At 42.3% G+C, this 26154-nt stretch carries 26 protein-coding genes; 3 read left to right on the top strand and 23 right to left on the bottom strand.

Features of this window, described 5'->3' with window-relative positions; translation table 11 throughout:
- Window positions 1-414 precede the first annotated feature (414 nt).
- Genes CTER_RS23750 through CTER_RS23770 form a run of 5 tightly spaced genes read right to left on the bottom strand, consistent with a single transcriptional unit; the run spans window position 415 to window position 6742 of the window.
- A complete protein-coding gene (locus tag CTER_RS23750; protein WP_004629870.1) occupies window positions 415-2148 on the bottom strand; it encodes an ABC transporter ATP-binding protein in 1734 nt (577 codons plus the stop codon).
- Window positions 2148-3905, bottom strand: coding sequence for an ABC transporter ATP-binding protein (locus tag CTER_RS23755; protein ID WP_004629986.1), 1758 nt, complete (start codon window positions 3903-3905; stop codon window positions 2148-2150). Before CTER_RS23755 ends, CTER_RS23750 begins: the two co-directional genes overlap by 1 nt.
- The gene (locus CTER_RS23760) at window positions 3847-5433 is read right to left on the bottom strand and encodes an ABC transporter ATP-binding protein (RefSeq protein WP_004629724.1); all 1587 of its coding nucleotides are present in this window, start codon (window positions 5431-5433) and stop codon (window positions 3847-3849) included. Before CTER_RS23760 ends, CTER_RS23755 begins: the two co-directional genes overlap by 59 nt.
- Complete coding sequence (locus CTER_RS23765) at window positions 5430-6134, bottom strand: energy-coupling factor transporter transmembrane component T (protein WP_004629914.1); 705 nt, start codon at window positions 6132-6134, stop codon at window positions 5430-5432. Before CTER_RS23765 ends, CTER_RS23760 begins: the two co-directional genes overlap by 4 nt.
- The gene (locus CTER_RS23770; protein WP_004629906.1) at window positions 6131-6742 is read right to left on the bottom strand and encodes an MptD family putative ECF transporter S component; all 612 of its coding nucleotides are present in this window, start codon (window positions 6740-6742) and stop codon (window positions 6131-6133) included. The genes CTER_RS23765 and CTER_RS23770 overlap by 4 nt, the downstream gene beginning before the upstream one ends.
- Window positions 6743-6953: 211 nt before the next feature.
- Here CTER_RS23770 and CTER_RS23775 point away from each other — a divergent pair, with 211 nt between their 5' ends.
- Entirely contained in the window at window positions 6954-7922 is a 969-nt protein-coding gene (locus CTER_RS23775; RefSeq protein ID WP_004630075.1) for a helix-turn-helix transcriptional regulator, read from the top strand.
- A gap of 191 nt (window positions 7923-8113) precedes the next feature.
- Here CTER_RS23775 and CTER_RS23780 read toward each other — a convergent pair whose 3' ends face one another.
- From CTER_RS23780 to CTER_RS23795, 4 genes are all read right to left on the bottom strand, one after another.
- Window positions 8114-8644 (bottom strand): YcxB family protein, encoded by a 531-nt coding sequence (locus CTER_RS23780; protein WP_004630216.1) that lies wholly within the window; start codon window positions 8642-8644, stop codon window positions 8114-8116.
- Between the two features lie 238 nt (window positions 8645-8882).
- A complete protein-coding gene (gene galE / locus CTER_RS23785) occupies window positions 8883-9869 on the bottom strand; it encodes a UDP-glucose 4-epimerase GalE (RefSeq protein ID WP_004629866.1) in 987 nt (328 codons plus the stop codon).
- A gap of 125 nt (window positions 9870-9994) precedes the next feature.
- The gene (locus CTER_RS23790) at window positions 9995-11188 is read right to left on the bottom strand and encodes a galactokinase (protein WP_004630060.1); all 1194 of its coding nucleotides are present in this window, start codon (window positions 11186-11188) and stop codon (window positions 9995-9997) included.
- Window positions 11189-11233: 45 nt separating this feature from the next.
- Window positions 11234-12784 (bottom strand): UDP-glucose--hexose-1-phosphate uridylyltransferase, encoded by a 1551-nt coding sequence (locus CTER_RS23795; protein WP_004630188.1) that lies wholly within the window; start codon window positions 12782-12784, stop codon window positions 11234-11236.
- 217 nt (window positions 12785-13001) lie between these two features.
- Here CTER_RS23795 and CTER_RS23800 point away from each other — a divergent pair, with 217 nt between their 5' ends.
- Window positions 13002-13880, top strand: coding sequence for an AraC family transcriptional regulator (locus tag CTER_RS23800; RefSeq protein WP_004629623.1), 879 nt, complete (start codon window positions 13002-13004; stop codon window positions 13878-13880).
- Window positions 13881-13941: 61 nt separating this feature from the next.
- The gene (locus CTER_RS23805) at window positions 13942-14445 is read left to right on the top strand and encodes a metallophosphoesterase family protein (protein WP_004629673.1); all 504 of its coding nucleotides are present in this window, start codon (window positions 13942-13944) and stop codon (window positions 14443-14445) included.
- Between the two features lie 10 nt (window positions 14446-14455).
- On the opposite strand, the gene fabV is transcribed toward CTER_RS23805, so the two are convergent.
- The 14 genes from fabV to whiA all read right to left on the bottom strand — a co-directional run bounded on the left by fabV (window position 14456) and on the right by whiA (window position 26120).
- Window positions 14456-15643, bottom strand: a complete 1188-nt coding sequence (gene fabV, locus CTER_RS23810) for an enoyl-ACP reductase FabV (protein ID WP_004629898.1) — start codon at window positions 15641-15643, stop codon at window positions 14456-14458.
- Between the two features lie 281 nt (window positions 15644-15924).
- Complete coding sequence (gene gap / locus CTER_RS23815; RefSeq protein WP_004630008.1) at window positions 15925-16935, bottom strand: type I glyceraldehyde-3-phosphate dehydrogenase; 1011 nt, start codon at window positions 16933-16935, stop codon at window positions 15925-15927.
- Between the two features lie 174 nt (window positions 16936-17109).
- Window positions 17110-18024: a DUF2156 domain-containing protein gene (locus CTER_RS23820; protein WP_004629643.1), complete on the bottom strand. Its 915-nt coding sequence runs from the start codon at window positions 18022-18024 to the stop codon at window positions 17110-17112.
- A 45-nt stretch (window positions 18025-18069) separates the two neighbouring features.
- The gene (locus tag CTER_RS23825) at window positions 18070-19182 is read right to left on the bottom strand and encodes a M20/M25/M40 family metallo-hydrolase (protein ID WP_004629661.1); all 1113 of its coding nucleotides are present in this window, start codon (window positions 19180-19182) and stop codon (window positions 18070-18072) included.
- A gap of 235 nt (window positions 19183-19417) precedes the next feature.
- Window positions 19418-19912, bottom strand: coding sequence for a tRNA (uridine(34)/cytosine(34)/5-carboxymethylaminomethyluridine(34)-2'-O)-methyltransferase TrmL (trmL, locus tag CTER_RS23830; RefSeq protein WP_004629902.1), 495 nt, complete (start codon window positions 19910-19912; stop codon window positions 19418-19420).
- Between the two features lie 130 nt (window positions 19913-20042).
- On the bottom strand, window positions 20043-20507 hold the full coding sequence (locus CTER_RS23835) for a chemotaxis protein CheX (RefSeq protein WP_004630037.1): 465 nt from the start codon (window positions 20505-20507) through the stop codon (window positions 20043-20045).
- Between the two features lie 313 nt (window positions 20508-20820).
- Window positions 20821-21177, bottom strand: coding sequence for a stage V sporulation protein AE (gene spoVAE / locus CTER_RS23840; protein ID WP_004630279.1), 357 nt, complete (start codon window positions 21175-21177; stop codon window positions 20821-20823).
- Between the two features lie 41 nt (window positions 21178-21218).
- A complete protein-coding gene (gene spoVAD / locus CTER_RS23845) occupies window positions 21219-22238 on the bottom strand; it encodes a stage V sporulation protein AD (RefSeq protein WP_004629913.1) in 1020 nt (339 codons plus the stop codon).
- 16 nt (window positions 22239-22254) lie between these two features.
- The gene (gene spoVAC / locus CTER_RS23850) at window positions 22255-22698 is read right to left on the bottom strand and encodes a stage V sporulation protein AC (RefSeq protein WP_004630081.1); all 444 of its coding nucleotides are present in this window, start codon (window positions 22696-22698) and stop codon (window positions 22255-22257) included.
- 77 nt (window positions 22699-22775) lie between these two features.
- A complete protein-coding gene (locus CTER_RS28465; RefSeq protein WP_165585980.1) occupies window positions 22776-22916 on the bottom strand; it encodes a hypothetical protein in 141 nt (46 codons plus the stop codon).
- 370 nt (window positions 22917-23286) lie between these two features.
- On the bottom strand, window positions 23287-24033 hold the full coding sequence (sigF, locus tag CTER_RS23855) for an RNA polymerase sporulation sigma factor SigF (RefSeq protein ID WP_004629850.1): 747 nt from the start codon (window positions 24031-24033) through the stop codon (window positions 23287-23289).
- A 161-nt stretch (window positions 24034-24194) separates the two neighbouring features.
- Window positions 24195-24620, bottom strand: coding sequence for an anti-sigma F factor (spoIIAB, locus tag CTER_RS23860; protein ID WP_004629645.1), 426 nt, complete (start codon window positions 24618-24620; stop codon window positions 24195-24197).
- A gap of 100 nt (window positions 24621-24720) precedes the next feature.
- Window positions 24721-25062, bottom strand: a complete 342-nt coding sequence (gene spoIIAA, locus CTER_RS23865; RefSeq protein WP_004630240.1) for an anti-sigma F factor antagonist — start codon at window positions 25060-25062, stop codon at window positions 24721-24723.
- Window positions 25063-25166: 104 nt separating this feature from the next.
- A complete protein-coding gene (whiA, locus tag CTER_RS23870) occupies window positions 25167-26120 on the bottom strand; it encodes a DNA-binding protein WhiA (RefSeq protein WP_004629836.1) in 954 nt (317 codons plus the stop codon).
- Window positions 26121-26154 lie beyond the last annotated feature (34 nt).

The following is a 26154-nucleotide window of genomic DNA, read 5'->3' on the forward strand; positions in this document are numbered from 1 at the left end:
GAGTTAAATTTTTTTTCACGCTTGTTAAGAAGTCTAATCTTATTATATATCATACAAATCAATTGTACCGCAATAGAAACCGAGAAAAGCTAGGAAATATTCTCCAGTGATGGTCCTCAGCAATAAATAATATATTGTTTTAGTCCTTAGGAAAAAGAAAGACAGTCATCGTGTAGACAACCGCCGTAAAATCACTAATATGATAGAACTTTAATTATTGTAATTTGATTATGCTTTTTGCTTCTTTTAAAAGTTTAACTGAATACTCAGGATACTCCATTTCTTTAAATTCTAATATAACCTTTTCCAATTCAGAATAGTCTCTATCAATATTAAAATGACATTCAATAAAATATCTAAAAGTCTCTAGCGTCAATATCGGAAAGCAGAAACTTGTAAGTATATAACCATATTTTATTGGCTTATCCAATTGCTATTCACAACCGAAAGCTGTTCCTCGGCCTGCCACATGGCGTAATACTTGCCGCGCTTTCCAAGCAGTTCCTGATGTGTGCCCTGTTCAACGATCTTTCCGCCCGACACCACAAGGATTTTATCCGCATTTTGAATAATCGAGAGCGTATGCGCAATCATAATCACGGTCTTTTTCGACCCCAGCAGATTGCGGATGGCCTGTTTGACGGCCAGTTCATTTTCTATGTCCAGAGAGGCAGTGGCCTCGTCCAGAAGCAGGATAGGGCTGTCTTTGAGTATGGCCCGGGCTATGGAAAGCCTCTGACGCTCGCCGCCCGACAACTGATTGCCGTTTTCGCCGGTCGGCGTCTCATAGCCCTTTTCCATACTGCGAATAAAGGAATCACAGTTTGCCAGCCGGCAGGCTTCTTCAATCTCATGGTCCCCGGCTGTGGGGCGTGCAGAGCGAATGTTGTCCCTGATGGTATCATTGAACAGAAACACGTCCTGATCCACCATTGAAATTTGACTCAACACTTTTTCGGCGGCAATATCCTTGATGGAAATCCCGCCAATCCTTATATCCCCTGACTGCGGCTCGTAGTATTTGGAAATCAAATTCAGGATGGTTGATTTTCCGGAGCCGGAATTGCCCACTATGGCGGTAAGTTTTTCATTTTCCGCCGTGAAACTCACACCCGTCAGCACCGGCTCGTCAGCTTCATAGGAGAAAGTCACATTCTCAAAAGATACATCATGGCTTTGCGGTGAAAAAAGAATGTCTGACTGGTGTTCCTCTTCCTCATCTATCACCTTTATAATCTGCCGCCTGGAAATCATCAGGTTTTTGTAGGAAGTCAGGTCAATAAAAATCGTACCGGCCAGTTTTGCCACAAAGATCGGCAGCATGACTACCATCAGGTATGTGGCAGTATCCAAGGTCCCTGACAGCCACGCACTTCCGCCTGCAAAAGCTGTAAGGGGAAGGCTGCACCAGGCAAAAATGCTGAAGGTTACTCCGCTGGGAATGATCCTTTTTTCATAGCGGTAGCTGATGTCGCTATAAGCGCGCATGGAATCAGTGACAGTTTGGTTTTTTGTCCCCCCGCTTCCATATGCCCGGAAGGTCTGGATGCCGGTGATGTATTCCACAATGTTGCTCACATTGTCGGCCAGGATTTGATTTTTTTCTTTCCCATATTTCTTCACCGACCGGAAGGAATCCCATAACGTCGGAATCAGCAGTAGATCGGCGGCCAATGCGATCAATCCGGCCGGAGGATAAACAATCAGGGCAAACAAAATCATAAGCGATGTCAGGGAAATATTTTTAATAATGTCGCCCAGCTTGTGTGTCAATATTTTTTCATAATTATTGACATCGCTGCTCACCACATTAATGTATTCACCCGTCTTGCCCTTTGTATAGCGAGAGAGAGGGATTTTACCGATCTTATCCCCTAAAAACAGCCGGATTCGGTTGCTTATATCAGCTCCGCCAATTTGCCCCTGGGTGTATCCGATACCATAAATGATCAGCCGGATGACAAAAATGGCGGCGAGAATACCGGTCAGGGTAAATAGCAGCTCGGTATCCAGGTTTTTCTCTATCAGCGCCTTGATGGGAAAATATATAATCATCAGATTACAGCCTGCCAACAAGCCTTCCAAAAGATTCAGAACCATAGCCAGATAAAACCGCCGGTTCTTTTGCATCACTTTATCCGTGTTCATTACAGAGCGCCTCCTTCCATGCTGTATGATATCCCTCGTGCCTGCTCATAGTCCCGCCATGCCTGCCGGTAATACTCATTGCTTTGCTTTACCCCGTCATGCGTGCCTATACACGAAACGGTATTGTTTTCCACCACGGCCACGCGGTCGCATTGTAACACCACGCCCAAACGGTGCGCCACGATAATAACTGTTTTCCCTTTGCATAGATTCTGGATGGCCCGGTCGATCTCCACCTGATTTTCCGGGTCGGCGGCTGAGGTCGCCTCATCTAAAATCAGAACAGGAGAGTTTTTTAATATGGCCCGTGCAATAGCAATGCGCTGCTTTTCACCTCCTGAAAAACGTGTGCCGTAACTTCCCACAAGTGTGTCGTAGCCATCGGGCAGGCCCATGATGAAATCGTCTATCTGCGCCTGTCTCGCTGCCTTCCGGACTTCTTCCAATGCGGCGTTTGAACCCATACGGATATTTTCAAGCACGCTCCCCTTTGTCAAAAAGGTTTTTTGGAATACGATGGATACATTTTGCAGCAGTGTCTCATAATTGATATCTCTGACATTCTTTCCACCAATCAGGATTTCGCCCTGATTTACATCGTAAAAGTGGGCGATAAGCTGGACGACAGTGCTTTTACCAGCTCCGGACCTCCCAACCAGCGCCAGCTTCTCCCCGTCCCTGATTTCCAGATTGACATTTTGCAGGACGTCGTTCTTTCCATCATAGGCAAAGCTCACATTTTTCAGCGTGATGTCGTGCCTTTCAGGAAAACCGCCACCGCCTTCATAAGATGGAATTTTCAGGATTTCATCCGCCTTGCGCACACCGTCAAGAACCTGTGCAAAGCTGGAGCCAAGCTCCTGCAGGGGACGGAGCTCAGTCAAATAAAGAGAACCGACATATGCAAACAATATAAAGGCACTTGCGCCCAAAGAACCGTTCAGGAACATTAACCCGCCCAGGGGAACCATTAAAAGCAGCCCGCATTCGACGACAACTACGTATGCAGCGTAAGGAGGCCCCATCCTTCGCGACATTTTCACCCATACCGAATGCTCATCCTCCACGGCGCGTGCATACCGTGTGAAGGAACGGCTTCCCATATTATAGGCTTTGATCAGCTTCATCCCGTTGATATATTCAATGATTGTGGCATTGAGGTCGGCAAGAGACCGGTAAGCCCTTCCCATGAGTTTATCCGCCCCGCGAAACATCAGAAACATGACAAAAAAGGCAAGAAAGAGGGGAATCAGCGATACCAGTGCCAACTGCCAGTTTACTGTACAGAGATAGATGAAAATGGCAACAGGACCGCTGACATAATAAATTAAGTCCGGCAGATTATGCGCTAAAAACAATTCCAGCTTTTCTATCTTCTCTGTCAAAACAGTTTTCATCTCGCCGGTATTCCGTTCGTTCAAGCTCCCTAACGGAATTTTAGCCATGTGGTCCACCACCATGCAGCGCACCTTGAACAATGCATTATAAGCCCCCTTGTGCGACAAAACACCGGCAACGCCGAACAAAATAAAACGCAGGGCAATGGCGGCGGCAGCTATCAGACCATACCGCAGGACGGTTTCCTTCGTAAATGAATGAGAGTAAACGCTTTCCATGATCCTATACACCGAGTAATATGGAATCATGGTACTAAGACCGCTGATCAACGATAAGCCCGCAGAAAAATAAAGGTAATATTTATCCTTTCCCGCCCATTTGAGCAGAAGACCAATTGGATTCTTCTCTTTTTGCTTCATATGCATACTTCCTTCCAATTTCAGTGTAATTCTTTTGTCCGGTTTCAGCCCCCTCAATGTCATCCCTCCTTTGACCCAGAATGAAAAAGTCTTGAAGCTTCCCGAGATTTTTTTGATTCACTGCGAAATCCTCCTGTACCGTACCGGAGTCAAAATGTACCACACGGCTGCAAACAGCCGAAATGAATTCGTAGTCGTGGGTAACGACAAAAATGATCTTACCCCCGCGGGCAATCCTTGAGAGCAGCCTTGAAACCTGCAGCATTCCGTCAAAATCCAGTCCGCTGGTAGGTTCGTCGAATATTAAAATCTCCTTCCGGCAGATCATGCTGACCGCCACAGCCGTCCTCTGCTTTTGTCCGCCTGACAGGGTGTTCGGATGGCGGTTTCTGTATTCATAAAGCCCAAGCTCTTTCATGGTTCCGGTCACAATATCTGCATCAGGATTTTTAATGCCAAAACAGCATTCTTTCTCCACGCTTTCTGCAAACAGTTGATAGTTGACATCCTGCATAACCATATAGGAGGACTTTAAACGCTGCTTTGAGTCCATTCCCTTTCCATCCCAAAGGCACGCACCGGTGCAGCCTTTATGCAGGCCGCAAAGGGCTCGTAAAAAGGTGGACTTGCCTGTGCCATTGTGCCCTGTGACACCGATGATCTCTCCACGGGCAGCGCGTAGATTAATGCCGCTTATGACGGGCTGTTTTTTATAGTACAGAGCCATGGCCCTGATATCCAATACAGGCAGGGCTTGAACAGCGGGTTTTGGCAAAGGCTTGACGCTGTGTAGGTCCATTGCGCGCAGGCCCATCTTCTCCCGCTGCACCGCAGGGATGGATAAAAATTGTTCAGGCGTATAGATACCTCTGACTTTCCCCTGTTCCATATAGACAATCCGGTCAACAAGGTCTTTCAGATAGTACAGCCGGTGTTCAGCCACAAGTATGGTTTTCCCCTGCCGTTTTATCCGGATCAGGTTTTTTCGCAGGTCTTCAATTGCGTCCACATCCAGATTGGAGGATGGTTCATCCAGTAAATAAATATCTGGATTCATGGCGTATACCGAAGCAAAAGCGATTTTCTGCTTTTCACCTCCCGACAGAGAAAAAATACGCCGACCCTGAAGTTTTTGAAGCTTCAGATCCTTGACGGCACCATCTACCTTAAGACGCAATTCATCAGGTGGTACGCCCTCATTTTCGATTCCGAAAGCGATCTCACTGTCGGTATCCACGTTAAAAAACTGTGTGCGGGGGTTTTGAAAGACCGAACCAACTTTTTCCGCAATCTGATACATAGGCAGTTTCGCGATATACCGTTCATCAACGATCACATCGCCGGTCAGTTCCCCGGCAAAGAAATGGGGAATCAGCCCGTTTACAAGCCGGGTGACTGTGGTCTTGCCGCAGCCGCTGCGCCCGCAAAACAGGACGCACTCACCGTCTGATATGGTGAGATTCAGATCCTGCAGCCGGTCCTCGCTCTGCCCCGGATAAGCAAAGGAGACATGCCTGAATTCGATCATATCCATCCCCCCCGCACAGCCATTCCGGCAATAAAATATAAAAGGAATGCACAAGCCGCCAGTGCATCGGCAGCCCCGAACCGGATCTGTATCAGACAGGTTCTGGGCTCAGGGTTCTCAATTCCCCGTGTTACCGATGCAATGGACAGTTCGTCAGCCGCTTTGGAAGCCGACATCATAAGCGGTACATAGACACATTCGGCGGTTTTGCCCGGATGGGCAAGCAGCCCTCCTAAAGAAGGCGAAACATCCCTCATTTGCATGGCATCTTTGATAAATCCCCAATCCTCCCGGATCACCGGCAGATACCGCAGCATCACAGCCAACGGGATCACGATTTTCCTGGGAACATGGAGCCGGTGCATGCCGGTCATAAATTCACTTACCTTTGTGCTGCCAATCATGATCCCTGCCATTAAACCACAGGGATAGACCTTATGGACAAGACCTAAAAACGCAATGAGCATGGTTTGCAGCGTACCGTACAGAAAATCCCGTGTCAGTATGGTCAATGCAAAAAATACGGTATAGGTCAATGCTCCAAGCAGGGAATAACGTGGTTTGCCGCAGGCAAAACCAAACAGCATAATCAGCAGCACCAGGCCTGATGCATAATACAGCGACGGCGAAAGGGTAGCGGAAAGAATAGTGAAGATCATGAGCAGCAACTTGGTGCGCGGATCAAAATGCAATTTTCTCACGCCGTAATACCCGCTTTTTCAAACTGCTTTTTCAACATTTTGTTGCCCACCCAGCCACTGAAAGCCGCTACCGTCAGCGTGCCGATAAGAATGACCGCCAGCACCCAGTTTTGAGCCGAGGCATTCATGGTATCAATATAGGCCTGTTCGGTGCCTCCCCGCAGCATAGTGCTGGCCCAGCTTGCAGGATCGATAAAATACATAATGTATGTACCTGTGCAGCCGATGGAAAAAAGCATATATGCTAAAATATTCATCCTGACGCTTTTATATTTCCGGGAGCCCGCTGCAAAGTCGGCAATGATGCCCATGACGATGTAACCAATATCCATTGCCCAATGCATGCCGGTGGCAAAAAATATGATTCCTATAAGTATTCCCGCCGTCATCACCGGACCCCGTTTGGGAACCTTTGCTATAAGCAAAAGGAATACCGGGCCGCCAAGCAGCGCACTGCCAAGGGGCATATAAAAGGTGAGTACGGGGTTGGGCGCAAAGAACAATCCCCCAACCAAAATGGTAATGAACAGCAGAGCGGAAAAAATACCGATGGTGACCAGGTCTTTGACAGTCAATCCTTTACGGTTTGCAGCTGGTGAGTTTGACATATGTTCTCCTCCTAATATTTGAATTATTATCCTCCGGCGTGATTTATTGACTGCGCCGGTTTAAAATGTTACTATACATATGAGTTAGATATGGCTAACTCATACTTGTTAAGTATACAGGGTAGTGTTTTATGAAACAATTACCCGGCGGTACATTCGTCGGATCGTGTCACATATCCGTCTGATCGTGTTAAATATGGAGGCCTTAGTTATGAAAAACACCGCAAAAGCTGTACAGGAACCGTTTTTGCTGGAAAACGGTTTTTCTTTGGGAGAGGATCCTGCGCTTTACAATACTGCGGGTCAATACTATAAACTTGATCCTCAAAAAGGCAGCGGGTACTATTGGTTGTACACTCACGAAAACCTTTTTGGTTTTGCCGTGCATGATTTTGTTTTTTATGAGGATTTCTTCCTTAACTGTGCCCTGCCGGAGCATTTGATCTTAACCTATTTTGAATCCGTTTCGGGCGAGAGGCTGGACCCCTATAAGCGATTGACAGCCGGGTACATGGAAGGCTGTTTGTTAAACCACGAGGGCTATCGAGCGTTCATCCACAAGAACATTCCCATTCGCTCTATCGGAATTGAGATTATGCCGGAATACTACGAAAGATACTTAAAAGAAAAATATCAGGAAGAATATACAAATCCGCAATCCGCCTTTTTAAGCATTGATGGAACCATAGATTTCCCTGATATGGTTTTGCTTTTGCATCAGGTAAAGAATTACCGCGGCGAGGGGATGGCGGCAAAGCTGTTTTACGAGGGAAAGGCGGCCGAGGCAATTTCTCTTATTGTGGAATACACGAAACTTATGCGCACAAAGAATGCGCACAGTATTTCCGAAGAAGACATGAAGCACCTGGAAACAGTTACTGCTTATATAAACGATCATTTTGCCTTTGATTTGCGTCTGGAACAGCTTTCAAAGATTGCATGCATGGGAACGACAAAACTAAAATCCACCTTCAAGGAAGTACATAAATGTACCATTACGGAATATATTCAACACCGAAGAATGGGACAGGCCGAACACCTTTTATCCAATACGGAATTAAGCATAGGGCAGATTTCACAAATTGTGGGCTATGACAGTCCCAGCAGATTTTCTGTACTTTTTCGCAAGAGTACGGGATTGCTGCCCTATGAGTATCGCAAATTATCTCTGAGGAAATAAAGCTCCTAAACCGTATCGGAAATCTGCCGGAAGACCGAACAATAAGTCATCTTTCTTCACCCTGATTAAATGAGAATATATTTTTGAAACCCGGTATACATTGATTTCGACCTGTAATAAAATGCGGACCTCGACAGTGGACATCCAATTTGAGGGCAAACTGAGTACATGGGGACAAATGGTATGTGTCTTTAATCTCTTTTGTTATTTATATACTTGCTTATATATTCATGAAATAATTCCATATCAGTATTTGTTTTAAAAGCTCTTTTTGGGATAATACAGGCACTGATTGATCCTATATAAATAAAAATGTGTTGATTTGAAGAAACAATCTTCTCGACCCCACTCCAACTAATTTTATTCTCTCCATTTTCACTTTGCTCCAAAACACCTTCCTCATTAACGGTAACACGATGTTTGCCTAATAAGTCTTTATTTTTACCCTCATCAACCATTTTGGATACTCTTTTTGAAAAAGCCCACACAAAGTATTTGGGATAGAATACTATCCAGACTACAGAAATTACAATAAAAACACAAATCCAATATAATAGCGGCAAATCAGTCACTCCTGCAATTAAAAAAGGAACAATCATAAAAATAATCGGTATAAAATATCTTTGAATGAGCAATGACTTTTTAATTATATCGGAATGATTGACATGATAAATGTTAAAATCAATATAATCCTGTTTGTTTAAATAGTATTCAAGCTCCATGCTGCATACCTCTTTATACTTTTTGCAAAATTGTTCATGCAATTATATTTAATATAAAACTATTCTTTGTATATATCCCAACAATAGTCCTGTTACAATATGGAAAAAATGTTTTTTTCAAAAAAAACGGCATACTTCAGATTTTTCAATCTAAAGCATACCGGCATATAAAATTGCATTTTATTGGATGTATCAAGAATTAACTATCTAACTAAATTTTACTGACTCAGGCAATCGCTTAATCGCCATACCCGTCGGGATGGGAGGAATGCCAGCTCCATGCGGTTTCAATGATCTTGTCCAAATCATTGTATTTTGGTTTCCAGCCCAGGATATTGATGGCTTTCTCGGCCGAAGCCACGAGAGTATCAGGGTCTCCCGGCCTTCTGGGAGCATCTGTGGCCTTTATGGTTTTGCCTGTAACCTTCCTTGCAACTTCGACTACCTCCCTGTTGGAGAAGCCCTTTCCGTTTCCAAGGTTGAAGACATCACTGCCGGCGCCCTTTCTGAGATTTTGAAGCGCCAGAACATGTGCCTGGGCAAGGTCAGATACATGGATGTAATCTCTTACACAGGTTCCGTCAGGCGTGTTATAGTCATTTCCAAACAGCTTGATTTCCTCTCTCTTTCCCTGGGCTACCTGAAGAATTATAGGAATAAGGTGTGATTCCGGTGAATGTGCCTCCCCTATTTTTCCGCTGACATGCGCACCGCAGGCATTAAAATATCTCAGCACCGCATGTTTTATTCCATATGCTCCATCGGCCCATTTCAGTATTTTTTCAACAGTCAGCTTGGTCTCGCCGTATGGGTTGATGGGAGCAGTCTTATCACTCTCTTTAATGGGAATATTTTCAGGTACTCCATAGGTAGCGGCAGTTGAAGAGAACACAATTTTATTCACTCCTGCTTCCTGCATAACGGTTAACAGGTTCAAAGATGCTATGACATTGTTATTGTAATACTTTAACGGGTTGACTACACTTTCTCCCACCTCGATATATGCGGCAAAATGAATTACAGCTTCGATTTCATTTTCTTTGAACACTTTTCTTATTTCATCAATATTTCTTAAATCGGCCTGAATAAACTTTCCGCCAAGTACAGCTTCCCTGCGGCCCTTCTCCAGATTATCCAATACTATTACAGCTTCATTGGCATCCAGAAGCTCGGCCACAGTGTGGCTTCCTATATATCCGGCACCGCCTGTCACTAAAATCGCCATAAACTCCAACCTCCCGTTTCACTTATATTTTTTATATTAACTGCTCTTTATATCAGTTATTGACACTTGATTTTCCACAACATTTTTAACTATTTATTTACTGCATTTTTGCAGCTTATTTACGGCTACAGCTTTATTTCTCTTGCTCCGTCGCCTATTTCACTGACATAAAACTCCGGAGTTATGCCTGTCTGCTCCCTGTAATTCCTCCCTACCTGTTCAATAAACAACTGCACTTTATCTTCGGGCACTATATTTACTGTACAGCCTCCGAAACCGGCTCCGGTCATTCTGGCACCAATTACTCCTTCCACCTTTATGGCTTCGGCGGTCATGGTATCAAGTTCCTTACCCGTTACCTCATACAGGTCTCTTATGGAGTCATTTGCTTCGACCAGAAGCCTTCCGAGCTCTTTGATATCATTTTTTTTCAGTGCGTCCACAGCTTTAAGAACTCTGTCATTCTCATATATAACGTGAGTTACTCTTTTTCTGACAACCTCATTTTCTATTTTATCCTTGTATTGCTCAAATTCCGCAGGTGTAACAGCACATAGATTGTTTTTCCCGGGGAGGTACTGCTGCAGAATTCTTAAACCCTCTGCGCATTCACTGACTCTTTCGTTGTATTTAGATTCTCCAAGAGAGCGTTTTTTCTTTGTATTTCCCAGGACTATTTTGTAGCCGTCCAGTTTCAGAGGCAAATATTCATACTTTAATGTGGCGCAGTCAAGAAGTATGGCGTGGTCTTTTTTACCCATTGCAGATGCAAACTGGTCCATTATTCCGCAGCTTACTCCGCAGAACTCATTTTCGGTCTTTTGTCCCAGTACGGCCAACTCCACCATATCTACAGGCTTTGTGATACCATGTGCTTCATTGCCCAAAGTTACCAGACTGATTGCCGTAGCAAGTTCTATGGCTGCAGAAGAGGACAGGCCTGAACCCAGCGGAACTGTGTCATGAAAAAGCATATCCACTCCCACAAGCTTGTATCCTGCATTTTGAAGGAAATATGCAACACCTGCCTGGTAATTTCCCCATCTCAAGGTTTTGGCACTCTCAAGCTCATCCAGCTTAACCGCCACCCTGTCGGGAAGATCGGTAGCCGCAAGTCTTAATACATTATCCCCGTTCACCCTGGCTACCACGGTGGAATCCAGGCTCAGAGCCGCCGGAAAAACATAACCGCCGCAGTAGTCAATATGCTCCCCTATAAGATTTACTCTTCCAGGACCGGAAAAAATACGCAGATCCTCTTCACTTCCTCCATATATTTCACAAAACTTTTTCTTGAGTTCCTCATAATTTTTACTCATTCCACATGCTCCTTTCAGAAATTATTGATGAATTCCTTTTCCGCTTTATAATTCCGTACAGCCCATGGCTTTCATAAATCTGTCAAAGGCCGCCAGGCCTTCCTCCGTTTGTTTAAATACACCGGTATGTTCAAGACAGGTTTCAAACTTTTTACCCACCTCAAGTTTCAATATCTCATCTGCGCGTTCAGGCTCCATATTTATTCCGTATTTGGCCGCCAACTCTTCAACCCATGGCATATGCTTATATAATAAATTCTCCGGGTCATAAATATCCACCATGTTCGAATGTCCGCAAAGAATTTCCTTGATCTTTTCAATTTCCGTTTTAAGCCTGCCGGGAAGTATTGCAAGTCCCATAACCTCTATCAGGCCGATGTTTTCCTTTTTGATGTGATGAATTTCCTTATGGGGATGAAATATTCCGTCGGGATGCTCATCATTGGTCCTGTTGTTCCGCAGTACCAGGTCCATTTCATATTTTCCTGCTTCATTTCTTCTGGCTATGGGCGTTATGGTGTTGTGAGGCACCCGGCCGCTGCCGCCTTCTGTGAATGCCAGTATGTCAACACTCTCATCGCTGTATTCTCTCCAGCTGTCCAGCACATATCCCGCGAATTCCACCAGCTGCTCCAGACTGTCAGAGGCAGCACGTACAACCGAAAGCGGCCATTTGACTGTCCCTATTTCAATACCTTTATGGTCATCAGAACGGAAGTGCCTTATTACGGCCGCCTTTTGCATGGGAAACAGGTAATTCCCGCCCTGGAAGTGATTATGGCTCAGTATGGACCCTCCCACTATGGGCAGGTCTGCATTTGAACCGCAGAGATAATGAGGGAATTGTCTTACAAAGTCCAGAAGCCATCCGAAGGTCTTTTTTGAAATGGTCATGGGAACATGGTCCTCACTCAGAACAATGCAGTGTTCATTATAATAGACATAAGGTGAATACTGCAAATACCACTGTTCCCCGCAGAGGGTCACGGGAATAATCCTGTGTGTCTGCCGTGCAGGAAAGTTTATGCGGCCTGCATAGCCTATATTGTCCACACAAAGCATGCATTTGGGGTAGCTGCTCTGTGGCTGAAGCCTCTCCATTGCTATGGTCTTTGGATCTTTTTCAGGCTTTGTGAGGTTTATTGTGATCTCCAGGTCGCCGTACTTTGAATTGGCCTTCCACATGATGTTTTTAGCGATTTGGGCAGTCCGGATGTAATTTGACGCCGTACAGAGGTCATAAAAATAGTCGGTTGCTGCTTTAATGGATTCCTTCCCGGCCAATTCGCTGAATTTTGCTACGATTTCGGCTTCCCTGGGAATAATAAGTCCCATCAGCCTGGTGTCGAAAAGTTCTCTGCAGGCATACACCTCTTTGTCATACAGACCCTTTTCTCCGGCGTATTCCAAAAGGCGGTCCAATATTTCGGTGGGGTACTTAAGATCTTCCTCTGCCGTCTCACCATAATGGGGTTCATCCAGCTGCAATAAATCCAACAACTGGTTCCTGGCGATTATTATATCCAATTTATCAATTAAGCCGTGCTTTCTACCGAATTGAAGAAGCCTTTCAACTTCATAAGCCGGTTTGATCACTCCAACTCCACCCTTCTGTTATTTTATGATTAATTTTCTGCGAATAAAACTTCATAGCATGTAGTTATTGTTTATGCAATATTGTCAGAAAATCTTTTATTTACCGCAATTTTATAATATCATTATATATAAAGAACAACTTTACTTCTCTGATTATTTTATTGTTTTTTGATACTATTTTACGATTTAATAATTATATTTATAGAATGGAGCATATATGATGGAAGTATCAAAGGTCTATAAGCCCAAATCCTTTCCAATGGATTTTCCATTCAGTATTAAGTTTACCGATATGGAACCTTTTTATTGCATGAATCATACCTTCCATTGGCATAATTATCTTGAAATAGCTTTTGTAAAAAAGGGCAAGGGAATATATTATGTTGAAAACAGAACTTATGAAATGAACGAGGGAGATATAGTGGTTATCAATAATATCGAACCCCATTATATGGAGGTCCTGCCCCCCGTTAATATGGTCATGCCGGTAGTAATGTTTGAACCTCAGCTGGTCTGGTCTTCCGAAAGTCTTTTTGATTATAACTACATGGAACCTTTTTTTGAAAGAAGCTCCAATTTCAATAATAAAATTGACAGTAAAAGTGAAATAGGCCGGAAAATTTTTGCAATGCTGTCCGAGATTGAAGACGAATACGTAAATAAAACCGTGGGCTACAAGCTTATGATCAAAGCCAAGCTGCTCCATATTATTACCTATCTTATCAGGCATTACCAGGATTCCAGCAAAAGCACCGAAAGCATCACCTCCAAAAGCAAAAGGCTGGAGAAGCTGGAAAAGGTGTTTGACTATATAAATGGGAACTATTCACAGAAAATAGAGCTGAACACCCTTGCAGAACTGGCATATATGTCCCCTAACTATTTTTCAACCTTTTTCAAACAGTCAACCGGCTTTACACCGATTGAATACCTTAACAAAATGCGTATTTCCAAGTCCATTGAAATGCTGCGTGAAACTGATTTTTCGGTAGCTCAGATAGCGATGGACTGCGGTTTTAACAACCTGGCAAACTATAATAAAATATTCAAGCAGCTTACCGAAACAACTCCGACCCGGATCAGAAACGGTAAGTAGATAGCCAATAAGCAGGCATATACGTATATACTAAATTGTTTTGCTGTTCAGGAGGCCGTTTATGAAAAAAATAGGAGTAATTGCAGATACCCATATACCAAGAAGGGGTCATAAGCTCCCCGAATTTTTGCTGGAGGAGCTTGCCGGAGTTGACATGATAATCCATGCAGGGGACATTTGCAGGGACTACGTTATATACGAACTTGAAGAAATCGCTCCCGTATATGCAGTTTCAGGGAATAATGACGATGAATATCTGGAGGCAATGCTGCCCTCAAGAAGGATTCTTGAAATTGAGGACTGCAGGATAGGCATTATACATGGTCATCACCCCGGAAGGACTGCGGCTGAAAGTGCCAAAAAGGCATTCACAGGCGAAAATGTAAATTGCGTGATATTTGGCCACAGCCACATCCCGGTCAATACCACAGTAGATGAAATACTTTATTTTAATCCCGGCTCAGCCATGGATAAGAGACGTCAGGAAAAATACAGCTTTGGAATTTTAAGGGTGGATGGACATTCCATAACCGGAGAAATTATAAAATTTGACAATAAAAAATAACCATCATTAATTATTGGATGCTTGCAATTTTAACATCAATGTCTACATCCTGGCCGTAGTCAACAGCAGCAAACTCGAAACCAAAAAGCCTGAAAAATTCTTTTCTGTATTCTTCCACATCAGATATTTCAGTGATATTTTCATTATTTGCCTCAGCCCAATATTTCGCTACCTGAGCCTGAACTTCAGGGCGCATTTCCCAGTCATCCATACAAATACGGCCCTTGCCGTCCAGCTTTAAATTTCCGGAATACACTCTGTCGCTCAACATCCTGTACATTTGTTCAATAGTACCCTCGTGAATATTCATCTCTTTCATTACCTTGAATAAGACACTGATATATATCGAAATTACAGGAATAGCGGCACTTGCCTGTGTTACCACGGCTTTATTTATTGATACGTACGCGTTTCCGCCGATACTGTTCAAATTCTCCGTTATTTTTCCGGCGGTGGCCTCAAGATCATCCTTTGCTCTTCCAATTGTGCCTTTTCTGTAAATAGCATGGGTCATATCGGGCCCCACATAAGTGTATGCTATTGTAACAGCACCCTGTTCCAGTACATCGGCCTCCTTCAGTGCATTCATCCACATGGCCCAGTCTTCACCGCCCATTACGGCCACCGTTTGCCTGATATCTTCTTCGGTGGCAGGTTCTATTGTTGTTTCAGAAACCTGCCGGGAATGAAAATCAACGGTTTTTACAGTACATGGAGCACCAATGGGCTTTAAGACCGAATTAAATACTTCACCTGTAACAGGATGTGTCCTCCTGGGGGAAGCTATACTGTATATGACCAGATCCACCTTACCGAGATCCTTTTTTATCAAATCGATTGTTTGCTGCTTTATCTCATTTGAGAAGGCATCACCGTTTATACTTTTTGCATACAGGCCTTCTTCCTTCGCAAGCCTTTCAAAAGCGGCTGAGTTGTACCAGCCTGCCGATGCAGTCTTGCTGCCTGAGGCGGGTCTCTCAAAAAACAATCCGATTGTAGCCGCCCCGCAGCCAAAAGCAGCAGCTATTCTTGAGGAAAGTCCATAGCCTGTTGAGGCACCGATAACAAGTACTTTTTTAGCACCGGGGATTTTCTTCTGCTGTTTCACATACTCGATCTGCTTTCTTACATTGTATTCGCAACCGGCAGGATGGGAAGTGGTGCAAATAAAACCTCTGAATTTTGGAGCTACGATCATAAAAAACCTCCTGTTACTCTTAATGATTTATTAAAACATTAAATTAAATTCATTTTTTATATAAGTATAACACAATTTTGGGGAAATTAAAACTAGATATTAGTACTTGGTTATAAATATAACCTCCATTAATTGTATAAAAAACCGTCTATAATGTATTGAGCATATGAATTTCACACACATTACAGGGCTGCATGGACTGCAAGACATAAAAGGTCTGCAGCTATGCCGCAGACCTTTTATGTCTTAATTTATGTTCTAATTAAAAAAATCAATTTTAATTATTTAGCATCAACCTTAGCCATATGTTCGATAAGGTTAACTACTTTGTTTGAATAACCCCATTCGTTGTCATACCATGATACCAACTTAACGAAGTTACCGTTCAATGCGATACCAGCTTCAGCATCGAATATTGAAGTACGTGCATCGTGGATGAAATCAGTTGAAACAACTGCATCTTCAGTGTATCCGAGGATACCCTTCAATTCATTTTCAGAAGCCTTCTTAACAGCTGCTTTGATTTCTTCATAAGTAGCTGCTTTTTCAAGACGAACTGTAAGGTCAACAACTGAAACGTCAACTGTAGGAACTCTGAAAGCCATACCAGTCAATTTTCCGTTCAATTCCGGAATAACCTTTCCAACTGCCTTTGCAGCACCTGTTGATGAAGGAATGATGTTTCCGAGGATTGATCTTCCGCCTCTCCAGTCTTTCATTGAAGGAGCATCAACTGTCTTCTGAGTGTTGGTTGCAGCGTGAACTGTAGTCATAAGACCTTCAACTATACCGAAATTGTCGTTGATAACCTTAGCTAAAGGAGCCAGACAGTTTGTTGTACAGGAAGCGTTTGATACAACTGTCATGTCCTTTGTATACTTGTCATTGTTAACGCCCATAACGAACATTGGAGCATCAGCTGAAGGAGCACTGATTACAACTTTCTTTGCGCCGCCCTTTATGTGAGCTGAAGCCTTTTCAGTAGTAGTGAATACGCCTGTTGATTCAACAACATAATCAGCACCGCAAGCACCCCATGCTATAGCTGTAGGATCCTTTTCAGCAAATACGGCGATTTCTTTACCATTAACAAGCAATTTACCATTGCTGGTTTCAACAGTTCCTTCAAACTTTCCATGAACTGTGTCATAAATTAACATATATTTCATGTACTCGAGATCGATAAAAGGATCGTTTATTCCCTTTACTTCCACATTAGGGTTGTTTATTGCAGCCCTGAAAACGAGACGTCCGATACGTCCAAAACCATTAATACCCATTTTTACTGCCATTGTTGTTACCTCCTAAGTTTTTTATTATTATTGGAAACGACATTTACTCGTTCCTTAACCAAGCAAATTAATGCTTATCAACATAATAACTGGTTTCAATTTCCTAAACCAAAATTAATTCTATAATATTTCAAAAACATTTTCAATAGTGTAAACTCCTAAATTAATAATAATTTAACAAAGTTCAATTACACACTTTTCTACAAAGCTGACAGGATTATAGGATAACTTGGCTTTTCTCAAGCCTTCCAGGCCCAAATCCTGTTCGCGGTTTACAAATTCCATATGAGTCCATTCATTGGCAATAAACTGCTGGTTTATTAGTGGATAGAGCCCATGTATGTCAGCATTTGCCTTTTCTATGTGAATTACAGCCGTATCACTGTTCAGCTGCTCACCGACAGTAAAAGCCTGCGGTATTCCATCCACCTTTATGATTGCACCCTTTAAGCCCAAAAGCTTGTAATTGTCAAGCAGATCGAGATTTGCTTTTCTTTCTGCCACAAGACTGTCCTGTTCGGTATAGTTTCTCTGAATACACCAGTTTTCCAGTATGGTTTTGCAGTCTGAAATATTGCTCTCGGTGATTTCTTCATACTCAAAGGTATAGAGCTTTTTGAACTTGTTAATGTGATTTCTTTTTCCGTCAAGCTTTTTACCTGCCAGGGTTGAAAGACTTGTTACCGAGTATAGATAGTCATAGTTGTCCCTGTCCTCAGTGGAACTATAACAGAAGCCCAGTGACTTGAAAACAGCGGCCTGTTCGGATGAAACTCTCTTCAGCTTAAAATTCCATCCCATCTCCGAAAAGTATTCTCTCAAAATATAAAGCGTACACCTCAGCTCGTCCGTTCTGCCGTAATCTCCGATTGGAAAAAAGCAAAAAGGCTGATCCTTATCCATAATTGATATTATGCATAAAAAGTCATTTACTATGCTATATTGTATTTTGTAGTAATCCCTCCACATGAAGAAATTCGTAAAATTCAGCTCGGATACCCGTAAATCGGCTATTTTGAAATACCTGTCGAAGCACTGCTTATCATCTATGTTTATTTCTGAAACTTTCAAAGTAGTTATGTGCAACACCAAATCCCCCTAATGTTTTCCGACGCAATGCAGTAAATCTGTTAATTACCTAATATTCTTCAATATTGAAATTAAAAACAATACGGCATTCTCCATATCGGTAATTGATATTTGTTCGTCCACACTATGAACCTTCGTCATGCCAACACTCAAGTCCACAGCCTGAATCCCTTTTGAATTTATTATGTTGGTATCGCTTCCTCCGCCTGTAGTTACGGCCTCAAAAGCAAAACCGCTGTCAGCGGCAGCACTTTCCAAAATCTTGACGATTTCGGATTCCCTGGATATATTAAATGCCGGATATTCAATTTCCGAAATAAATTCTACCTTGCCGCCCCATTTTTCGGCCGCCTTCACAAAACACTCGCGCATATGCTCGGTTTGTGCCTGAAGCTTTGATTCATCACGGCTTCTGGCTTCCCCCTCTATCTCTACCCTGTCGCAAACAATATTTGTTGCAACACCGCCATGCACCGTACCTATGTTGGCTGTTGTTTCTTCATCTATCCTTCCGAGTTTCATGGATGAAATTGCATCTGCCATGATGGAGAAGGCACTTACTCCGTTTTCAGGTTCCATACCTGCATGTGCGGCCTTTCCCTTAATAACAGCATGTATCTTGTTCTGGGATGGCGCTTTGACTGCGGCACAACCGATCCTGCCGTCACTGTCCAATATAAAGCCGTATTTGGCATAAATCCTGCTGTAGTCCAGATTCTTGGCGCCCAGCAGACCCATTTCCTCTCCAATTGTAAATGCAATCTGGATATCTCCGTGGGAAACACCCTGTTCCTTTATTACCTTTAAAGTTTCCAGTATCACAGCAATACCGGCTGCATCGTCCCCTCCGAGTATTGTGGTACCGTCACTTTTGATTATATCCCCTTCTATGACAGGCGTTTTGCCTATTCCGGGAACTACAGTATCCATATGGGCTGTTATCAGGACAGCCGGAACATCCCTGCTGCCTTTTACCGTGCATATAATATTACCGCACTGGCCTCCGAGCTTTTTACCGGCATCATCTTCAGCGGGCTGATACCCAAGTCCCGTCAGCTTCCGTTTCAGGGTATCGCACATTTGTCTCTCTTTCAGTGACAAACTGTCTATCCTGACCAATTCAACAAATTCATCAACCATTCTGTTTCTATTTACCAATCAGACCCACTCCTTAAATTTTTTCTACTTATCCCTATTTTTTATTAAAATACTTCTGGTATGCCTGCACGCCAAATTTGGGCAGGACAAGCAATATAAGCTTGAATTGTCCCACGGCTTAATATAAGTAAAGGGTAATCTTCACTTATAATATACCCATTTTTTTATATTTATCACAGTTTTAATCATTTATTAACAGTAACTTATCCTGTAAAAATTAATTACACCAAATCCATTACCAATTGTATTTGACCATTTTCCCCTCGGTCTTAAGGTTTTCAAATTTCCTCTGTCTTAGAGTTTCATAGACAACTATAGCCACCGAATTTGACAGATTTAAAGACCTTATTCCCTCTTTCATGGGAATCCTTATACAGGTTTCCCTGTTGTCCTTCAGTAATTCCTCCGGCAGACCCGCCGTTTCCTTTCCAAAAAGTATAAAACAGTCCTCTTCATAGGTTACATCGCAGTAATTATGAACAGCTTTTGTGGTGGAATAATAGAGCCGCCCTTCCCCATGCTGTTTCAAAAAATCCTGCAGACTGTCATAGTACTTTATTTGTGCTTCCTCCCAATAATCCAGTCCTGCCCTTTTGAGATATCTATCTTCTATTGAAAACCCAAGCGGGCCCACCAAATGCAAAACAGCTCCCGTTGCAGCACAGGTTCTTACAATGTTACCTGTGTTCTGGGGTATTTCCGGTTCAACCAGAACAATATTAAGCGGCATTAAATAACTCCTTTCATGGAACTAAAAGTATATTTCAGTAAAAATTTGCTCAACAGAAAAAGATGGTATGAACCATCTTTTTTAATATACTGGATATATTTTAACATTTTATTTATAACATAATCAAATCTTAATCTTCTACCGATATGTCTATTTCCAGAACTTCCTCATCATTCAAATAAAGCGGTATACAGATGGTCTTCATTTTTGAAGGGGATATCTGAAGATTTTCTCCAAGCAGCAGCGACGGAGGAGTTATCTCAATACCTATTCCTTTATTATAAAGTATGGTAGCAGTGTTTCCTAAAATCATATTGGTAAGTTCGGACAGCGCGCTCTTTGATATCTCATTCAACTCTTCCACCTGCATGCCGAACATCATGGCCGATGCTATCTTAAACGCAACAGGTTTTGTCATGGTAAATACGGCCTGTCCTCTTATTTTTCCTGTAATGCCAACTATAATTAAAATTGCTTCACCCCTGTAAGGAGCAGACTTCAGAAAAACTTTGCCTAATTTTGCATCAACATTAGCCACTTGTTTTAATACAGTCTGACTAGCCTCAATGAATGGGTTTATGTATTCAATATTCATCTTTATCCACCTTATTTTTTCATAGATTAAATTGTCTTTTAAACTGTATGAATAAAAACCATACCTAATTATATATAATTTTTATACAAAATTCTATATTTTTTTCAAAAATCCTTATATTATGCAGAATTTTGTGTAATTTGCTGTATTATTTGACATTGTTTCATAAAAATTTATATATTGGAAACAAAAATAAGCTGCCGCAAAACTAAAACAAAATGAAATACATGAAAGGAAATACGCAAAAGCAGATACGTAAAAGGAAGTACATGTGATGTATTTCATTTGTCTTATTTAGAGACAGCTGCTATGACTATCTTTTTGCCTTTGGTTTTGCCACTACAGACATTATATAGCCAAAGGTTATGACAGCTCCAAGCCCGGCAGCAGCGGCTTTGAAGCCTCCTGTAAGTGCTCCCGTCAGCCCTGTCTGATCCACTTCATTAAAAACTCCCTTGGCCAGGTTGTAACCAAAACCGGTCAGGGGTATGGTAGCACCTGCTCCTGCAAAATCCACCAGTTTCTGATATATGCCCAATGCGGTCAAAAAAACTCCTGAAACCACAAACAGTACCAGTATCCTGGCAGGCGTAAGTTTTGTCTTATCGATCAGCACCTGTCCCACAGCACAAATGGCTCCCCCGACTAAAAAAGCGTTAATATAGCTCATATGCATTCTCCTATCCACATGTTACGAAAATTATATAAGGGTTAATCAAGACTTCTATGAATAGCCACCGCATGGGCTATTCCGGGAATGGACTCTTTTTGCTGGGTGCTGACAGGACTCATTAAAGCCCCTGTGGCAATAAACAGCACCCTTTTTAAATTGCCCTTCATTATTTCCTTGTATATATAACCCGCAAAAACTGTAGCCGAACAACCGCAGCCACTGCCTCCCGAATGCGTATCCTGTTGTTTTGTGTCGAAAATCATGACACCGCAGTCATTATATCTGTTTTCAATATCAAGTCCATTCATTTTAAGTAAATCAAGACATATTTTCTTACCTACCTTGCCCAGATCACCGGTTATAATCAGATCGTAATAATCGGGAACAAGGCCGGTATCCGCAAAGTGCGTAAGAATTGTGTCTGCTGCCGCCGGGGCCATTGCCGCCCCCATGTTGTTTGTGTCTTTGATTCCCATATCGTTTATTTTTCCTGTCGTTACATGCCTTATAAAGGGTCCTGTCTGTTCCGAGGTCAATAAAGCCGCTCCAGAGCCCGTAACAGTCCATTGTGACGTGGGAGCCCTCTGGCTTCCCAGCTCCAATGGATACCTGAATTGTCTTTCTGCCGAACAGAAGTGGCTTGAAGTAACACATACGACATTATCGGCATAACCGCCGTCTATCAGCATGCTTCCAAGGCTCATGGACTCCGCCATCGTAGAGCACGCACCGAACAGACCGAAAAATGGGATATCTGTTTCTCTGAGGCCATAATTGGCAGCAATACATTGGTTCAGTAAGTCACCGGCCAGAACATATTCAATCTGGTCATTGCTCATACTGCCCTTTTGAAGGACCTTTGCAAGGGTTTCCCTTACCAGCTTGCTTTCGGCCTTTTCCCAGCTGTCTTCACCCCAGAGTTCATCAGGAATGATATAATCAAAGCTTTGTCTCAGATTGCCCTTACCTTCCTTGGGGCCTACAATACTTGCTGTAGCCCTGATTGACGGCGGCTTTGCGAAATATACCGTCTGTTTGCCTAAATGTTTTTCTGCCATAGATAACTCCTCAAATTCAAGATATAAAGTAATGAATAATCCCAACCAGCACAGATGAACAAATACCAAAGACAATGACCGGACCTGCAATAACAAACATTTTAGCAGCCGTGCCCATTATATATCCTTCTGTCTTAAATTCCATAGCAGGTGATACCACAGAATTTGCAAAGCCGGTTATAGGGACAATGGAGCCTGCTCCCGCAAAGCGGCCGAGTTCATCATATATATTCAGGGCAGTAAAAAAAGCACCCAAAAAAATCATTATGGTGCTGGTAAGCCCTGATACCATTTCAGGATCAAGCCCTCTGCCCTTGAGCCAGTTAAAAATCATCTGACCTATGACACAAATGATTCCTCCTACTACAAAGGCTTTAATTATATTGATAAATAATTTTGAATTTGGTGAAACACTTTTGACATATTTGGAATATTCCTGTTTAGTAAAATTCTTGTTCATAGCCCCTCCGTAATAATTAATTTACCAGAATATTTTTTGCAAATTTCCTGAAATTATTACGGAAAATCAATTAAATGTTACACAAATTCAGCCTTTTTAGGTGTGCCACCCGTTGATGCTCCCATAAATGCAATTACTGCAATTATGATACAGAGCAATAGAATACATAATATTATTAAAACAGTCCTGTTTTTTACAATGCCGATTATTCTTTGCATACAAAGTCCCCTGTCCGTATTAGGTCCTGATTAACTCCTTGTGCAAGTTTATTATTTGGGTGATGGATAGAAAATCTATAATACACCAGTACGCGAGTACAACTTCAAGCAATGGGTAGCACAATAAAAATGCTTACTGAAATTGTAGGTGAATAACAGGTATTTTAGCCGGCAAAGTGACAGGAGGTCACTTTGAGCAGCACGCGAGACCCGGATGGTCGAGTCGCTGCGACGGCATAAAATGCTTGTTGTGAACCGTACTATTTCAAGTAAGCTCTTTGTGTGCACCCATTGCTTGACGTTCGTACGGAAGTACTGGTGTATCAGTAATGTCATTTTAAAGAATTAATAAACTTGCACAACGTGTTAATCAATTTCCGTTGGCAATCATTTTATGCTTTATATCCTTTAATATCTTTTTCTCTATTCTCGACACCTGGACCTGTGATATTCCCAGCAATTTGGCAATCTGAACCTGGGTTTTTTCCTTGAAATATCTCAGAATAATTATCTGCCGTTCCCTGGCATCCAGTGAATCCAAAATCTGCCGTATGGCGATTTTATCTATTAGATCCACTTCACTGCTGTTGTTGTCGGCATTTATACGGTCAATCAATAAGATGGGAGTGTTGTCACCTTCCCCTACCGTACTGTAGAGGGATTCCGGCGTACAGCCCGCTTCAAGTGCAAGTACAAGCTCTTCAGGAGACACATTCATTCGTTCTGCGACTTCATTGACAGACGGTTCCCTGCCGAGCTCCTTGCTGATGATCTCTTTTGTGATGCGGGCTTTTGACGCAATTTCCTTTAACGATCTGCTGACCTTGATTATACCGTCATCTCTTATAAATCTCTTGATTTCCCCGATAATCATAGGTACTGCATATGTAGAAAATTTTACATCATAAGATATATCGAATTTATTAATGGCCTTAATCAGTCCGATGCTTCCTATCTGATATAAATCATCAACCTCGTAACCTCTGTTTTGAAACCTTTTCACTATGCTCCAAACCAGACCTATATTCTTTTCGACTAAAGTAGCCTGAGCCTGTCTATCCCCGGCTTTAGCATTTATGATAAGTGTTAGAACTGCTTCATCGGTCATATCCTTCATAGCTTACCTAAACCTTTCCGTCACATATTACACATACTGCTGTTCGCAAATACTGCTCATATCAACATTATTGGCAAGCCCATATATTTTTATACATTTATAGTAAATATTTACATGTGTACGTATAAAAAAACTTACCCCTGGTAATTAAAATAAGATAATCAGGACTTTATATTCTTAAATAATGTAACAGTGGTTCCTTTATCAGGTTCAGATACGATGTCCACTCTGTCCATGAAGCTTTCCATTACTGTAAAGCCCATTCCTGAGCGTTCCATGTCAGGTTTGGAGGTGTATAGAGGCTGCCGTGCAAGTTCCACATCCTCTATTCCTTTTCCCTCGTCGGAAATTACGATTTCAATTCCGTCATTATATAATCTGCATACCATTCTGACTATACCGGAATTGTTCTCATATCCGTGGATTATGGCGTTTGTTACTGCCTCCGAAACAGCAGTCTTTATATCTGCAAGTTCTTCAACAGTAGGATCCAGCTGCGATGCAAATGCAGCCGCAACTATCCTGCCAAATGCCTCATTATTTGATTTACTCATAAATTCAAGTTTCATTTCATTTATAAGCTGCATAAAAACTCCCTCTGCATTCACGCATTAATACGTGGCTGCCAACAAATAGTGATTTAAACACTTGTGTCAAGCCATTTCCAGGCTAATATAAAGGCTCCGGTTATCCGCACATGGAGGTAAGCGCATCCTCCAAATCGGCATAGGCCGGAATTATTTTTAGAACACCGGACATCTCAAATATTTGCATTAATTTAGGATTGGCATTTACTATTGCAGCTCTGCCGTTAAGTTTCTGAATATTTTTATACCTACCTACAACTATACCAATTCCTGAACTATCCATAAAATTCACTTTTGAAAAATCAAAAATTATATTTTTTACTGTTGACTTGATAATCTCGCTGTCAATTTTTTGCCTCAGGTATTGAGCCGAATGATGGTCCATATCCTCCATTATTCTGATAACCAGAGTGGTTCCCTTCCTTAGTAACTTTACATCCAAGTATATTGCCTCCTTATTTTACAGTACACTGAAATAGATTGTTTTAACAGTGTATCTGCCGTTAATATGACAATATACTATTCAATATTTCCCTTCATTTACCTTTATTTGGCAGTATTTCTTTTCAGATTGTCCCTCAATTGATCGGCAATCTCGTCAAGTTTTCTCAGTCTGTGATTAACTCCGGATTTTCCAAGTCTGGGATGAAGCATTTCTCCAAGCTCCTTGAGACTGGCCTCACTGTATTCCAGCCGCAGATTTGCTATTTCAACAAGATTTTCGGGCAGCTTGTCCAAACCTATTGAAGACCGGATAAACCTTATGTTCTCCACTTGTCTTACAGAAGCATTTACAGTCTTTTCAAGGTTTGCGGTCTCACAGTTCACAATGCGGTTGACACTGTTCCTCATATCCTTGAGAATCCTTACGTTTTCAAGTTCCATTAGTGCTCCGTGCGCCCCTATAATATTGAGAAAATCAACGATATTCTCCCCTTCCTTTATATAGGCCACATAATTTCCTTTGCGGACAATTATTTTCACATTTATGCCATACTCCTGCAGCAGCTCCCTGATCAATTCCGCACAGAAGCAATTGCGGGTGGATATTTCAAGGTGATAGGTTTTCTCAGGGTCGCTTATGGAACCCCCAGACAGAAATGCAGCACGCAGGAAGCTCTTTTTGCAGCATACCTTTCTCAAGGTCTTTTTAGCCGGATTGTTTTTATCGGAAAAAGCGCTTATTCCGAAATCATAAAGCATTTTGTTGATCAGCTGCATTGAAGCAAAAATTACCGAATATGATACATGCTTTTTCAGCCTGCTGCTTCTCCTTATGGCAACCTCCGGACTTATGCCGTATACCTTCCTGACAGTAGAGTATATTCTCCTGGCAAATGCGGCATTTTCGGTCACCATCTTTATATTCCTGTTGTTTTTCTCATTGGAAAATAGGTTTCCCGTCAGAATAACCCCGAAAATTTCAGATTTCATACAGCAGGTTTCGTTATGCAATTCCACTCTGCACAGCTCGTCCTTTACTAACGTTGAAAATGACAAAACATCCGCTCCTTCCTTTGACAGCCGGTATGCA

It is taken from the genome of Ruminiclostridium cellobioparum subsp. termitidis CT1112 (assembly GCF_000350485.1).
Taxonomy (GTDB): Bacteria; Bacillota; Clostridia; order Acetivibrionales; family DSM-1351; genus Ruminiclostridium; species Ruminiclostridium termitidis.

Coding starts and splice junctions, on each gene's coding strand:
- spoVAD (WP_004629913.1), bottom strand. CDS start 22,238: ATGGCAGAAAAACATTTAGGCAAACAGACGGTATATTTCGCAAAGCCG.
- CTER_RS23800 (WP_004629623.1), top strand. CDS start 13,002: ATGATGGAAGTATCAAAGGTCTATAAGCCCAAATCCTTTCCAATGGAT.
- CTER_RS23750 (WP_004629870.1), bottom strand. CDS start 2,148: ATGAACACGGATAAAGTGATGCAAAAGAACCGGCGGTTTTATCTGGCT.
- CTER_RS23805 (WP_004629673.1), top strand. CDS start 13,942: ATGAAAAAAATAGGAGTAATTGCAGATACCCATATACCAAGAAGGGGT.
- gap (WP_004630008.1), bottom strand. CDS start 16,935: ATGGCAGTAAAAATGGGTATTAATGGTTTTGGACGTATCGGACGTCTC.
- CTER_RS23755 (WP_004629986.1), bottom strand. CDS start 3,905: ATGAAGCAAAAAGAGAAGAATCCAATTGGTCTTCTGCTCAAATGGGCG.
- trmL (WP_004629902.1), bottom strand. CDS start 19,912: ATGCCGCTTAATATTGTTCTGGTTGAACCGGAAATACCCCAGAACACA.
- CTER_RS23770 (WP_004629906.1), bottom strand. CDS start 6,742: ATGTCAAACTCACCAGCTGCAAACCGTAAAGGATTGACTGTCAAAGAC.
- spoVAC (WP_004630081.1), bottom strand. CDS start 22,698: ATGAACAAGAATTTTACTAAACAGGAATATTCCAAATATGTCAAAAGT.
- CTER_RS23835 (WP_004630037.1), bottom strand. CDS start 20,507: ATGAATATTGAATACATAAACCCATTCATTGAGGCTAGTCAGACTGTA.
- CTER_RS23780 (WP_004630216.1), bottom strand. CDS start 8,644: ATGGAGCTTGAATACTATTTAAACAAACAGGATTATATTGATTTTAAC.
- CTER_RS28465 (WP_165585980.1), bottom strand. CDS start 22,916: ATGCAAAGAATAATCGGCATTGTAAAAAACAGGACTGTTTTAATAATA.
- CTER_RS23775 (WP_004630075.1), top strand. CDS start 6,954: ATGAAAAACACCGCAAAAGCTGTACAGGAACCGTTTTTGCTGGAAAAC.
- spoIIAB (WP_004629645.1), bottom strand. CDS start 24,620: ATGCAGCTTATAAATGAAATGAAACTTGAATTTATGAGTAAATCAAAT.
- CTER_RS23760 (WP_004629724.1), bottom strand. CDS start 5,433: ATGATCGAATTCAGGCATGTCTCCTTTGCTTATCCGGGGCAGAGCGAG.
- spoVAE (WP_004630279.1), bottom strand. CDS start 21,177: ATGAGCTATATTAACGCTTTTTTAGTCGGGGGAGCCATTTGTGCTGTG.
- CTER_RS23790 (WP_004630060.1), bottom strand. CDS start 11,188: ATGAGTAAAAATTATGAGGAACTCAAGAAAAAGTTTTGTGAAATATAT.
- sigF (WP_004629850.1), bottom strand. CDS start 24,033: ATGAAGGATATGACCGATGAAGCAGTTCTAACACTTATCATAAATGCT.
- galE (WP_004629866.1), bottom strand. CDS start 9,869: ATGGCGATTTTAGTGACAGGCGGTGCCGGATATATAGGAAGCCACACT.
- fabV (WP_004629898.1), bottom strand. CDS start 15,643: ATGATCGTAGCTCCAAAATTCAGAGGTTTTATTTGCACCACTTCCCAT.